This is a genomic window from Desulfonispora thiosulfatigenes DSM 11270 (assembly GCF_900176035.1).
Classification (GTDB): Bacteria; Bacillota; Peptococcia; order Peptococcales; family Desulfonisporaceae; genus Desulfonispora; species Desulfonispora thiosulfatigenes.
Map to the genome: position 1 here is coordinate 196,886 of NZ_FWWT01000022.1, position 12,664 is coordinate 209,549.

15 protein-coding genes are annotated in these 12,664 nt (G+C 30.2%); all 15 read left to right on the top strand.

Features of this window, described 5'->3' with window-relative positions:
* Nucleotides 1-86 precede the first annotated feature (86 nt).
* The 15 genes from B8965_RS09805 to B8965_RS09875 all read left to right on the top strand — a co-directional run bounded on the left by B8965_RS09805 (nucleotide 87) and on the right by B8965_RS09875 (nucleotide 12,515).
* On the top strand, nucleotides 87-494 hold the full coding sequence (locus B8965_RS09805; protein WP_207651169.1) for a hypothetical protein: 408 nt from the start codon (nucleotides 87-89) through the stop codon (nucleotides 492-494).
* Between the two features lie 75 nt (nucleotides 495-569).
* Complete coding sequence (locus B8965_RS09810) at nucleotides 570-983, top strand: HutP family protein (protein ID WP_084054018.1); 414 nt, start codon at nucleotides 570-572, stop codon at nucleotides 981-983.
* A 93-nt stretch (nucleotides 984-1,076) separates the two neighbouring features.
* Nucleotides 1,077-1,448, top strand: coding sequence for a hypothetical protein (locus tag B8965_RS09815; RefSeq protein ID WP_084054019.1), 372 nt, complete (start codon nucleotides 1,077-1,079; stop codon nucleotides 1,446-1,448).
* 134 nt (nucleotides 1,449-1,582) lie between these two features.
* Complete coding sequence (gene cmk / locus B8965_RS09820; protein ID WP_423237172.1) at nucleotides 1,583-2,269, top strand: (d)CMP kinase; 687 nt, start codon at nucleotides 1,583-1,585, stop codon at nucleotides 2,267-2,269.
* Nucleotides 2,259-2,855, top strand: a complete 597-nt coding sequence (locus B8965_RS09825; protein WP_084054021.1) for a lysophospholipid acyltransferase family protein — start codon at nucleotides 2,259-2,261, stop codon at nucleotides 2,853-2,855. The genes cmk and B8965_RS09825 overlap by 11 nt, the downstream gene beginning before the upstream one ends.
* A 66-nt stretch (nucleotides 2,856-2,921) precedes the next feature.
* Nucleotides 2,922-4,973, top strand: a complete 2,052-nt coding sequence (locus B8965_RS09830; protein ID WP_084054022.1) for a bifunctional 4-hydroxy-3-methylbut-2-enyl diphosphate reductase/30S ribosomal protein S1 — start codon at nucleotides 2,922-2,924, stop codon at nucleotides 4,971-4,973.
* 46 nt (nucleotides 4,974-5,019) lie between these two features.
* Nucleotides 5,020-6,084: a type 2 isopentenyl-diphosphate Delta-isomerase gene (fni, locus tag B8965_RS09835; RefSeq protein ID WP_084054023.1), complete on the top strand. Its 1,065-nt coding sequence runs from the start codon at nucleotides 5,020-5,022 to the stop codon at nucleotides 6,082-6,084.
* An 83-nt stretch (nucleotides 6,085-6,167) separates the two neighbouring features.
* Complete coding sequence (locus B8965_RS09840; protein WP_084054024.1) at nucleotides 6,168-7,058, top strand: YIEGIA family protein; 891 nt, start codon at nucleotides 6,168-6,170, stop codon at nucleotides 7,056-7,058.
* Nucleotides 7,059-7,079: 21 nt separating this feature from the next.
* Nucleotides 7,080-7,271: a capping complex subunit for YIEGIA gene (locus tag B8965_RS09845; RefSeq protein WP_084054025.1), complete on the top strand. Its 192-nt coding sequence runs from the start codon at nucleotides 7,080-7,082 to the stop codon at nucleotides 7,269-7,271.
* Between the two features lie 12 nt (nucleotides 7,272-7,283).
* A complete protein-coding gene (locus tag B8965_RS09850; protein WP_084054026.1) occupies nucleotides 7,284-7,742 on the top strand; it encodes a DUF3189 family protein in 459 nt (152 codons plus the stop codon).
* A 5-nt stretch (nucleotides 7,743-7,747) separates the two neighbouring features.
* A complete protein-coding gene (locus B8965_RS09855; RefSeq protein ID WP_159446325.1) occupies nucleotides 7,748-8,158 on the top strand; it encodes a DUF3189 family protein in 411 nt (136 codons plus the stop codon).
* 87 nt (nucleotides 8,159-8,245) lie between these two features.
* Complete coding sequence (locus tag B8965_RS09860; protein ID WP_084054028.1) at nucleotides 8,246-9,547, top strand: DUF512 domain-containing protein; 1,302 nt, start codon at nucleotides 8,246-8,248, stop codon at nucleotides 9,545-9,547.
* A 23-nt stretch (nucleotides 9,548-9,570) separates the two neighbouring features.
* Nucleotides 9,571-10,887, top strand: coding sequence for a ribosome biogenesis GTPase Der (gene der, locus B8965_RS09865; protein ID WP_084054029.1), 1,317 nt, complete (start codon nucleotides 9,571-9,573; stop codon nucleotides 10,885-10,887).
* A gap of 12 nt (nucleotides 10,888-10,899) precedes the next feature.
* The gene (gene plsY / locus B8965_RS09870; protein ID WP_084054030.1) at nucleotides 10,900-11,508 is read left to right on the top strand and encodes a glycerol-3-phosphate 1-O-acyltransferase PlsY; all 609 of its coding nucleotides are present in this window, start codon (nucleotides 10,900-10,902) and stop codon (nucleotides 11,506-11,508) included.
* The gene (locus tag B8965_RS09875) at nucleotides 11,505-12,515 is read left to right on the top strand and encodes an NAD(P)H-dependent glycerol-3-phosphate dehydrogenase (RefSeq protein WP_084054031.1); all 1,011 of its coding nucleotides are present in this window, start codon (nucleotides 11,505-11,507) and stop codon (nucleotides 12,513-12,515) included. Before plsY ends, B8965_RS09875 begins: the two co-directional genes overlap by 4 nt.
* Nucleotides 12,516-12,664: the final 149 nt, after the last annotated feature.

Below are 12,664 nucleotides of genomic sequence, written 5' to 3' on the forward strand. Positions count from 1 at the left end.
ATTCATATAAAAAAGAGGTCTTTATGCAAAAAAATACTTCTAAAAATTCACAAAAGGGAGAGAAAATATTTATCATATTTTGCCTCTTGTTAGTTATATCCACATTTATTGCTCAGTTTATAATGATAGATTCAGCTTATAACCAAAAAGCTAGCAAAACTTTACGCTTAGAAGGATCGAAAGTAATAAGTAATCAAAATATTAAATCCGTAGGATTTATAGATTCTCGGAAAAATACGCTCGAAATTATGATTATCACCCCTTATATCCCGAGTTTACCAAAGGTAAATTTATTTCAAAATGGTGAACTAGTAAACGATTTTACTTACCCAAATGTAAAATTAAAGGTAAAACCAGGAGATAAAATTACTATTGATAATACATCCTACGATTTAAATATTAAATTTGAACTATTAGCTTCTGCTGATTTAAAGTTAAAAAATAACACTATAAATGTGCAAAAAGGTATGCAAAAAACAATTAGAGTTTACTAAAAAACTTGAAAAAAATAGCATTATAGAATATAATTACTATGCTTAATAGAGTTTTACATAGCAAGGAGTGAAAAAATGATCTATGGCAGTAAAAGAATAGCAGCTGTAGCTATAAAAATGGCTTTAACTGAAACACGTGAAGAAGAGCAAAATGAAAAGAAACTTTTTAGTGAACAAGGAATAAAAACTGTTGCCGTAGATTGTGGTGGAGAGTATTTAGCAACAGTAAAAAAAATTGTTGAAAGATCTGTTGTTGCAGCCAAAAGGGAAGGTGTTATTAGAGAAATACACTCTGAAGAAGGTGCTGTAGCTGGTGCTACTAGAGAAGCATTATCCCAAATAATGCCCAAAGCAATTGGTTTAAATGTAGGCGGTAAACTTGGGATCGCTAGACAAAATGATCACATAAGTGTGGCAGTTTTTTTAGGTATTGGATTATTGCATTTAGACGAGGTATCTATTGGTCTAGCTCATAGAACTATTGCATGATAGGCGGTTAATATATAATGAGAATACTTTTAAAAGATATTAAAGCAGAAGATATAAATAATATTATAAATTATCCAGTTCAAGGACTTGTATTTGAAATTAATCAAAAAAAATGCTGAAGAAGTTAACAGTATTATTAAAAAAATGCCCTTTTACTTGCCCATTATAGGTGAGTTATCAAATATGCCAAAATATGAAGTAGAAGAATTAATATCCTTTTGTAATTTAACAAGTGTCATAATTAAAGATACTGATTTTTGCGAAAAAATAAGCGCTTTTAAAATAAATTATACTGAACAAACAAATTGGAATGTTATAATTAAAACTGAAAATGATTATCAAACTGCTTATTACCCTTTAGATGAATTATCAAAGCTAAATCAAGAAGCATTAATAATTTTAAACATCAAGCAATTAAAGTCAATGTGGCCATATTTAGTTAATAATTGGAGTAGCATTGTCTAATTATTAAAAATCTGCACTAGCAAAAAAATTTGTTAGTGCTATAATTTTATTTTGAGAGGAATTATTTAAGTATTAACTTATTAATTTATACATATCAAATAAAATATATAAAAATTATGTAAGGAATGGTTTTTTTGGAAAAGATACAAGTAACAATTGATGGTCCAGCAGGAGCAGGAAAAAGTTCAGTTTCTAAAATACTAGCTCAAAGATTGGGTTATGTATATATCGATACAGGTGCAATGTATCGCACTTTAACCTATTCTGCTATAAAAGAGAAAGTTGATTTTTCTGATATTGATTCCATTATCAAATTACTTACATCAATTGAAATTAATTTTGGTTTAGATCAAGAAACAGGCACGCAAAAAGTTTTTTGTAATGATCAGGATGTTACGGATTTAATAAGGTCTCCCGAAGTAAACCAAAAGGTATCTATTATAGCTGCCATATTAGAAGTAAGAAATATAATGGTTTTACGTCAAAGAGAAATTGCTCAAAATAATAATGTAGTTATGGACGGTAGGGATATAGGCACTGTAGTTTTACCTAATGCTAAATATAAATTTTATTTAACTGCTTCCTTAGAAGAAAGAGCAAAAAGAAGGGCAAAAGAACTTGAAGCAAAGGGTTATAAAATTGATTTAGAAAAATTAATTGTAGAAATTAAAACACGTGATAATATGGATACCCAAAGAGAATATAGTCCCTTAAAACCTGCAAGTGATGCAATTATAATAGATAGTAGTAAAATTAATCTAGAACAGGTAATAGGATCTATTATTAATTACATTAAAGAGGACGACATAAATGTTTTATAATTTTGTAAAATATATATTAAGATTTATGCTATTATTTCTTGTTAAGCTAGATTTTGTAAATAAAGAAAAAATACCACAGCAGGGTCAAATTGTTTTTGCTTCTAATCATGTTAGTTTATGGGACCCAGTGATACTAGGAGTTTATTTAACTAGAAAAGTACATTTTATAGCAAAAGAAGAATTATTTAAAATATTTTTTTTAGGATTTATAATGAAAAGAATAGGTGCAATCCCTATAAAAAGAGGGCAAGCTGACCGTAATGCTATAAGGCAATCTATTAAATATTTGAATAATGGTGAAGCTCTTTGTATTTTTCCTGAAGGCACAAGGAGTTTAAATAAAAATATAGGAGATTTTTTACCAGGAACTTCACTAATAGCAGTTAAAGGTAATGCCCCTATTATCCCTGTTGCCTTGATAGGTACAAGTGATATACTAAAAAAGGGATTTAAAACTAAAATAAGAATTGTGATTGGTGATCCAATCGAAGTAAATGAATATCATAATCAAAAAGTACCAAGTTCTCAAATTGAACTATTAACTAAAAGATTAGAAGATGAAGTTAAAAGCTTATTTAATGAATAAAAACTTAATGTTACTAAAAATATAACATTGAAAGTTTTTTTATGATATATTTAGGGGCGATATAAATTGAAAATATTTAAAGCTCAGCATGCAGGTTTTTGTTTTGGAGTTAAAAATGCAGTAGAAATGGCCGAAAAAAACTTGCCTAATTATGATAATAATATAGCTAGTTGGGGACCTTTAATACATAATCCACCTGAAGTTAATAGATTAACTAATTTAGGAATTATACCAAGAGAAAACTTAGATGATATAAATGAAAAGGCTATTTTAATTAGAGCTCATGGAGTATCTCCAGTAATTTTCAAAGACTTGAGTATACATAATGTAGATATAATTGACTGTACTTGTCCATTTGTATCAAAAGTACAAAATATTGCACATGATTATGGAAAAAAAGGCTACACTATTCTTATATTAGGGAATAAAAGTCATCCAGAGGTAATTGGTATTTTAGGATGGAGTAATGATAAAGGAATTGTATTTGCTGATTTAGAAGAACTAAAGAAATATGATTTTAAAGATCAAAAACTTTGTTTAGTTTCTCAAACTACTCAAAATATTGATTTGTTTATTAAGGTAGAGGATTACCTTAAAAATAAATATAAAGAAGTCATAGTATTTAACACCATATGCTCGGCAACCAGAAAACGTCAGGAAGCTGCTATACAGTTGGCTAATCAAGTAGACTTAATGATTGTTGTGGGTGGGTTAAATAGCGCTAACACACAAAAGTTAGCACAATTATGTAATGAAACTGGATGCATAACAAAGCTTATAGAAAATGCTGATAGTTTGCAGTCTAAATGGCTTTGTGGTATAAAAAATGTAGGATTAACGGCAGGTGCATCCACACCAGATTGGATTATTAAGGAGGTTATTAAAAAAATGGAAGAAATAAAAAATGAAAATTTAGGATCTAAAGTAGATGGCGGTGATAATATGGAAATGAAAGATTTAGCTGAAAGTATGGATAATTTAAAAGGTTTGGAGTATGGAAGTATTTTAACTGGAACTATCGTTAAAATAAACAATGACGAAGTATTAGTTGATATAGGTGGTAAGTCAGAAGGAATTATACCTGTTAGTGAATTATCATATGCAAAGGTAGAAGACCCTAATAAATATGTAAATGTTGGAGATCAAATAAAGCTATTTGTTATAAAAGAAGAAAATAATGATGGTAATGTTGTTTTATCAAAACGTAGAGCAGACCAATTAGTTGCAATAGAAGTATTACAAAAATCTTTTGATACTAGTGAAATTATCGAAGCTGAAGTACTTGAAGTTGTTAAAGGTGGACTTTTAGTTGATGTTGGCATGAGAGGATTTTTACCAGCTTCATTAATTGATGTTGCTTATGTTGAAGATTTAAATCAATATATTGGACAAAAATTACGTATGAAGGTTATTGAATTTGATCAAGAAGCTAAAAAAGCTGTTTTATCCCGTAAAGTAGTTATAGAAGAAGAATTAGAAGAGGTTGCTAAAAAGACATGGGAAGAGCTTTCGGAAGGTCAAATTAAAAAAGGAATAGTTAGAAGAATTACTAATTTTGGAGCATTTATAGATATAGGTGGAGTTGATGGTTTACTTCACGTTTCTGAAATGGGATTAGGAAGAGTTGAAAATCCTAGTGCAGTAGTTTCCGAAAAGGATGAAATAGAGGTATATGTTTTATCAGTAGATAAGGATAAGAAAAAGGTTTCTTTATCACTTAAAAAGTTATTACCAAATCCATGGGAAAATGCAGCATCTAAATATTCTGAAGGAACTATCGTTAAAGGTAAGGTTGTAAGAACTGCTTCTTTTGGTGCTTTTGTAGAGGTTGAGCCTGGAATTGACGGTTTAGTACATATTTCTCAAATGTCTTGGGATAGAATCGATAAACCAGAGGACGCAGTTAAAGTTGGTCAAGAAGTAGAAGCAAAGGTATTAGAATTTGATCAAGAAAATAAAAGAATGAGCCTTAGTATAAAAGATGTATTAGATAAACCTGAAATTAAAAAACCTGAAGCTACTAAAAAAGAAGTTGTAAAACAAGTAGAAATAGAAGAAGTACCATCTGGATGTACTATAGGTGATGCGATAGGAAATATATTAAAAGAATTAAAATAATTATAAGACGTAGCTTTTTGGCTACGTCTTATTTATAGGTGATAATATGGATATTAGACAACAACGAAAATGGGATCATTTAAAATTATCGTTACAAGCTGATAAAGGTCCTTTGAAAACGGGATTTGATGATATATATCTTATACATCAAGCACTCGCAAATACTAATTTTAATGATGTTAATTGTAGTATAGAAATATTTAAAAAGAAAATTGATTTTCCTTTGATTATTAATGCCATGACTGGTGGAGCTGATGGATTAGATATAATTAATAAAAAATTAGCTAATATAGCAAGAACATGTAATGTTGTATTAGCGGTTGGATCACAAACTTCAGGTGTTTTAGATAGAAGGACTCGTCATACATATGAAGTTGTGCGCAAAACAAATCCAGATGGTCTAATTCTCGCTAATGTTAGCGCCTTAGTAGATGTAAAGATAGCTCTAGAAGCAATAGAAATGATTGAGGCTAACGCAATTCAACTTCATTTAAATGTTGCACAGGAACTTGCTATGGATGAAGGCGACCGTGAATTTGAAAAGCTAGAAGAAAATATATTAAAGATTAAAGAAAAATCCAATGTTCCTATTATCATTAAAGAAGTAGGTTTTGGTTTATCTAAAGAAACTATTCAAAAATTAACCCAATACAATATTAACTATTTTGATATCGGGGGTGCTGGTGGTACCAACTTTGCCTCTATTGAAGTTAAAAGAAGTAAAAATCCTAAAGATGATATAATTAATTGGGGAATACCTACTGCTATATCTTTGGTAGAAGCATTAAGCGTTTCTAAAAATATAAACCTTTTTGCATCTGGAGGCATTAGGTCTACTTTAGATATGGTAAAATCGTTAACTTTGGGGGCTAAGGGAGTTGGGATAGCTGAACCTATTTTAAAAGATGTTTATATAAACAGAGAAAAAGAAGTAATTGTATTTTTACAAGAAATGAAAAAACAATTGAAGAAGTTAATGATACTTTGTGGTGCTAAAAACATCCCAGAATTACAAAACATTCCTGCATTAATAACTGGATTTTCAAAGGAATGGTTAGAATTAAGGGGCATTTCAGTAGATGAATATGCAAGGAGAAATCAGGGGTTCTAGATAATACTAGAACCTTTCTGCATATCTAAGGTGAATACTGGGGATTATAATTATAACTAGATTAAAAAAGAGGTTTGATATTTATGGACAGAGTAAATGAAGCTATTACGCTTGGAATATTTATTGGATTTCTTGCTAGAGTAATTCTTTTAAGGTCTGATTATAGAAATTATCCTTCATATCCCCATGAGTATGTTACTCATTTATCCTTAGGTCTTATTGCTGCAACCTTAGCTGCAATGGCAATTCCGGCTTTATTACAACGTGAATATACTGCTGTTACTTTTTTAGTATTAGCTGCTCAGCAATTTAGAGATATTCGTAATATGGAAAGGCAAACCCTTGCTAAACTTGAAGAAACTCTACTGGTGCGGAGAGGAAGCGATTACATAGAAGGTATTGCTAAGGTGTTTGAATCTAGAAATTATTTAGTTATGCTTTCTTCGTTATTTACAACAGGATGTGCAATTAAGTTTGGTTTAGTAGGGGGAACAATGGCAGGGATTATTTCATTATTAATAGCGAGAATGCTTATGAAAGGCACATATATTGAGGATATAGCTGAAATTAGTCCTGCAAAGGTAAGTTTTAAAAACTCCATATTAATGGTAGATGACATTGTAATTATGAATGTAGGTTTAAAGTCATCAAAAGATAAAATTATGCAAGATGCAATAGGCGTAACTATTCATCCTAAGGATGATAATGCAAGACTAACATTAAATAATATCGGGCAAAGACAAGCAATTTTGCATAATGTTTCTACTTTGCTAGGTAGTAAAGTAGAAATAGGAGAGCCGGATTTTACGCCTTCTATTAGAAAAGATATTGATACAGGGAAGCTTGGTTTGTTTGTTGTCCCAAATGAAAAAGATTTAGAATGTCTAATTAGTGCTATTTACAAAACACCGGTATTAGAGAGTTCTAAACAAAAACCTCTTTCAAATGAAATAGGGAGAAAAGCCTCCGATTAAGAAAATGAAAGGATGATATAGTTGGAAGTAGCATTAACAGAACAAATTTTAGCTATTATTACCCTTGATAAAGATAAAGTAAATGGTAATGTACCCACATTTTTTGTTAATGATGAAAATGAAGCAGAGCATACGAGTTTGCTCTTAAGTAAAGTTTTAAAAGGTATGGTACATGATTTAGAAAATGGTGTATTTATTATTGTAAAGCACTAGGAGTGAGGATAATTGTATATTATATATCATTGCTTTGGAGGTTCTCACTCATCTGTAACTTCTGCAAGTATCCATGTAGGTATATTAAAAGAGAATAAAATTCCTACTGCAAATGAACTTCTCGCATTACCTTATTATGACAATCAAATCAATGAAGATCATGGATATCTTAGATTTATGGGTCATGATGAGTTTGGTAATCAAGTATATATTACTGGTAAGCAAAATTTAGGTGAAAGCTATGAAAAAATAATTAGAAGTTTAGCTAGTATTTTAAATATCCCAAATGAGGAAATTATATTTATTGATCCAATGCCTTATGTTAATTTTTTAATGGTTATAGGTGGATATTTATCGAGAAAACTAGGTTTGATAGCTATTGGAAGACCGATTGTTATATTAGGAACCCAAATATCATTTTACAAATTTTCTCATCTAGTGAATATTATTAAATATAAGTATGGTAGGTAATGTTTATGAACATAATTTATTTGTGCCCATCAGGTAATTATGCCTCGTTAGTAGCTGCAAATATTCATTTAAATAAACTAAAAAATAACGCTACTATTAAAGAAGTAGAACAATTACCTTATTATTTAGATATAAATAGTACAAAGGGGCAATTTTATTTTATTGGTCTGGATAATAAAAAAAGATCAGTCTATACTTTAGCTATCGAAACACATCCTTCTATAATAACAAAAACAGCAGAAGACTTAATGAAAATTAGTCAAAAAAATGATAAGGAAATAAAGTTAGTTGATGTTTCCCCGTTTACACCTAAATATATTAAGCTAAGAAAATCGCCATTCTTTAAAAAGATATTGACTAAACATATTTCAAAGATGTTACTGGAGATTGATCGTCTAGTACAAAATAATACATGATTAGATGACAGACCTGCCTTTTTCTTGACTATATCAAGACTATCATAGATAATGGATAAGAAAAAAATAAAAAAGTGGTGTTAATAAATGGGTTATGCAATAATAAGTGAAGTACTGCCTAATTCAATAGCAGAAGAATTAGAGCTTGAAATAGGAGATAAGATATTAGAAATCAATAATCAACAAATGAATGATTTAATCGATTTCCAATTTTTGTGGGCAGATGAAGAAATAGATTTAGTGATTCAAAAAACAAGCGGAGAAGAAATTCTCTATCAAATAGAAAAAGATTATGATGAAAGTTTAGGGGTTGTCTTTGAAAAAGCAATTTTTGATAAAATGCGTACATGTAAAAATAATTGCATTTTTTGTTTTGTTGCTCAGATGGCTCCGGGAATGAGAAGTTCTCTTTATGACAAAGATGATGATTATCGACTTTCAGTCTTACAAGGTAATTTTGTAACACTAACAAATTTAAAAGACGAAGATTTTGATAGGATTAAAAGGTATCACTTAAGTCCATTATATGTATCTGTACATACAACTAGTCCGGACTTACGAGTTAGTTTATTAAACAATAAAAATGCATATAAAATTATAGACCAATTAAGGGATTTAGCAGAGGCAGGAATAGAATTTCATTGTCAAATTGTTTTATGTCCTGGTATAAATGATGGTGAGTATTTAGAAAGAACGTTAACAGATTTAAAAAACTTATGGCCAAGCGTAAAATCTATTGCAGTAGTTCCAGTGGGGATTACTAAATTCACTAAAAATCCTGAAAAATTTCCTTTTATAACTAGGGATTATGCACAAAACTTAGTTAATTACATTGAAAACAAACAACAACAATTTAAAAAAGAACTTGGAGATTCTTTAGTATTTGTTGCTGATGAACTTTATGTTAAAGCTTCAAAGATGTTTCCATCTAAAGAGGTTTATGAAGAGTTCCCTCAAACAGAAAATGGAATTGGGATAGGAAGAATTTTTTTAGATGAATTTATGGAATTGGAAAAAACATTTCCTAAGGAGGTTTCTACCAAAAGTTATGTTGTTGTAACGGGTGTATCAGGACAATTTGTCTTAACACCTTTAATAGAAAGAATGTCTCAAATAAAGGGGCTAGATTTAGAATTAAAAACTGTTGAAAATAGTTTTTTTGGTCCAAGAGTAACGGTAACAGGTCTTTTAACAGGAACTGATCTTATTAAAAATCTTAGAGGTTTACCAAAAGGAACAAATGTAGTTATCTCAAAAGTTATGCTTAAACAAGAAGAAGATGTCTTTTTAGACGGATTAACCGTAGAAGATGTTCAAAGGGAACTAAATATAAATTTGATGTGTGTAGATAATACAGCTAGCGGTTTAATAAACCAAATATTAAGTTAGTGGAGTAATTAAAGGAGTGAAAGATATTGAAACCCTTAGTGGCAATAGTAGGACGACCTAATGTCGGTAAATCTACTTTGTTTAATAGGTTAACAGGGGGAAGAATAGCTATTGTTGAAGATACCCCTGGTGTAACCAGAGATAGATTATATAGAGATGCTGAGTGGGAAAATAGAATATTTACAGTAATTGATACAGGTGGAATAGAAACTGGAAAAAATGATAAAATGATAGAAAGAATAAAAATTCAAGCACAAATAGCAATTGAAGAAGCAGATGTTATTTTATTTGTTATCGATGGAAGAACAGGCATTACAGTTGAAGACCAAGAAATTTCACTGATGCTAAGAAAGACTAAAAAAAATGTTATTTTAGTAGTAAACAAAATTGAAGATTATTCTGATCCAACAACGATGTATGAGTTTTATTCTTTAGGATTAGGAGAACCTAATTATATTTCAGCTGCTCATGGCATGAATACAGGTGATTTACTAGATAATGTAGTAGAGAAATTACCTAAAAATGATGAAGAAATAATTGACCCTGATATAATAATGTTGGCAGTTGCAGGTAGACCAAATGTTGGGAAATCATCATTGGTTAATACTATACTTGGTAAAGAAAGAGTTATCGTTAGCGATGTTGCAGGTACAACAAGAGATGCAATAGACACTAAATTTATGCGTAATTCTCAAGAATATGTGATTATTGATACAGCAGGAATGAGACGCAGGGGAAAAATATACGATAATACTGAAAGGTATAGTGTTATTAGATCTTTACGAGCAATAGATAGATCAGATGTTGTGCTACTTGTTATGGACGCAAAAGATGGCATAACTGAACAAGACAAAAAGGTTATTGGCTATGCTCATGAACAAGGAAAAGGATGTATTTTAGTTATTAACAAATGGGACCTAATTGAAAAAGATGATAAAACCTTACATAATTTTGAAAAGAAAGTTCGTAAGGAATTATTATTTTTACAGTATGCTCCAATTATATTTGTTTCTGCAGTTACAAAACAAAGGACTGACAAAATTCTTGAAATAGTAGATTATGTAGCAGAACAACAAAGTAATAGAGTAAGTACAAGTGCATTAAACCAGGTAATCACAGAAGCTACTCAATTAAATCCTCCGCCTTCAGATAAAGGGAAACGTTTAAAAATTCTTTATACAACGCAAGTAGGTATTAAACCACCGACATTTATACTTTTTGTTAATGAACCTGAAATAATGCATTTCTCCTATAAAAGATATTTAGAAAATAAAATAAGGGACTCTTTTGGTTTTGAAGGAACCCCTATAAGATTAGTTGCTAGAAAAAAGTCTGAGTAAGAGGGGAAAACAATGCAATGGCTTAAGATAATTTCTTTTGGTTATTTACTTGGTTCAATTCCTTTTGGGCTTATAATAGGTAGATTATATGGTAAGGATGTAAGGAAATTTGGAAGTAAAAACATTGGTTTTACTAATGTTTGGCGAGTAATTGGGCTTGTTCCTGCATTGCTTGTATTAACTTTAGATGCACTCAAGGGATATTTATCCGTATATTATGGTTATCAAATAGGTGGTGAATTATTTGCTATTGTAGGGGCAATAGCGAGTGTTTGTGGACATATGTTTCCTCTTTATCTTAAATTTAAAGGTGGTAAAGGTGTAGCTACCGCTTTAGGAGTAATAATTTTTTTATCTCCTAAGGTAACACTTTTTGCAGTTATTATTTGGTTAGTTGTAACATTTATAACTAGGTATGTTTCACTTGCATCAATTTTAGCTGCAATATTTGTGCCTTTTGGCATGTATTTTTTACAAAAACCATTAGTTTATGTAATATTTGCAATCATTGGATCAATTTCTATTGTATTTAAGCATTCTGAAAATATAAAAAAACTAATTAATAGGACAGAAAATAAAATAGGTTCTAAAATTTCTATTTCGAAAGGAGGACCATTATGAATAAAGTAGCTGTTTTAGGTTCAGGTAGCTGGGGAACAGCATTAGCTATTACCCTCGCTAAAAAAGGATATGATACCAATATTTGGGCTAGGAGGTCTTCCCTAGCACAGGAGCTAAATGAAAACAAAGAAAACAAGCAATATTTACCAGGTGTCGTGATTCCTAATAATATCTACAGTTCAGCTGATTTAGAAAAGGTTATTCATAAGGCAAAGTATATAGTTATGTCTATACCTACCCACGGGATTAGAGAAGTAGCCTTACAATTAAAAAATATAATTAAACCTGATTCCATTTTAATTAATACTTCTAAAGGTATAGAGCCAGGCACTTTAATGCTACAACATGAGGTAATTGAAGAAGAAATTCCTGAGATGTATGAAAGAATTGCCCTACTATCAGGACCTAGTCATGCTGAAGAAGTAGGTAAAGAGTTACCTACTGCTGTTGTAGTTGCTTCAAGAATAAGTGAGGTAGCTACTGAAATTCAAGATTTATTCATTTCACCAAAGTTTAGAGTATATACTAATTTAGATGTTATTGGAGTAGAAGTAGGAGGAGCTTTAAAAAATGTAATTGCTTTAGCTACAGGGATAGCAGATGGATTAGGCTTTGGAGATAATACAAAGGCAGCAATAATAACAAGAGGTTTAACGGAAATAGCACGTATTGGTAAAAAAATGGGTGCAAATGATCTTACTTTTGCTGGTTTAACTGGTATAGGAGATTTAGTTGTTACTTGTAATAGTATGCATAGCCGTAATCGTAGAGCAGGAATAGCTATAGGTCAAGGTAAAAAGTTAGATACAATATTAGCCGAAATGGGTATGGTAGTTGAAGGAGTTAGAACCTGTAAAGCTACTATGGAATTAAGTAAGAAATATGATGTAGAGTTACCTATTTCAAAGGAAGTATATAATGTATTATTTGAAGGTGTCACGCCAGAAAAAGCGGTAGTTAATTTAATGACAAGATTAAAAACGCATGAAGTTGAATCAGTATTTTAATATATTAAAAAAAAAGACCTTTTTAGGTCTTTTTTTTATTTAAGCAAATATATATTAAGTACAATATAAATTAATTTATTTTTGTAATATTTTTTTTGTAATATTTAAAGAGTTTGGACATATAAATATTAATGTTAAAGATGTACTAA

Excerpts from the sequence above, each read along its gene's own strand:
- B8965_RS09855 (WP_159446325.1), top strand. The coding sequence starts at position 7,748 with ATGAACATAATTTATTTGTGCCCATCAGGTAATTATGCCTCGTTAGTA.
- B8965_RS09840 (WP_084054024.1), top strand. The coding sequence starts at position 6,168 with ATGGACAGAGTAAATGAAGCTATTACGCTTGGAATATTTATTGGATTT.
- plsY (WP_084054030.1), top strand. The coding sequence starts at position 10,900 with ATGCAATGGCTTAAGATAATTTCTTTTGGTTATTTACTTGGTTCAATT.
- B8965_RS09875 (WP_084054031.1), top strand. The coding sequence starts at position 11,505 with ATGAATAAAGTAGCTGTTTTAGGTTCAGGTAGCTGGGGAACAGCATTA.
- B8965_RS09825 (WP_084054021.1), top strand. The coding sequence starts at position 2,259 with ATGTTTTATAATTTTGTAAAATATATATTAAGATTTATGCTATTATTT.
- fni (WP_084054023.1), top strand. The coding sequence starts at position 5,020 with ATGGATATTAGACAACAACGAAAATGGGATCATTTAAAATTATCGTTA.
- B8965_RS09860 (WP_084054028.1), top strand. The coding sequence starts at position 8,246 with ATGGGTTATGCAATAATAAGTGAAGTACTGCCTAATTCAATAGCAGAA.
- B8965_RS09810 (WP_084054018.1), top strand. The coding sequence starts at position 570 with ATGATCTATGGCAGTAAAAGAATAGCAGCTGTAGCTATAAAAATGGCT.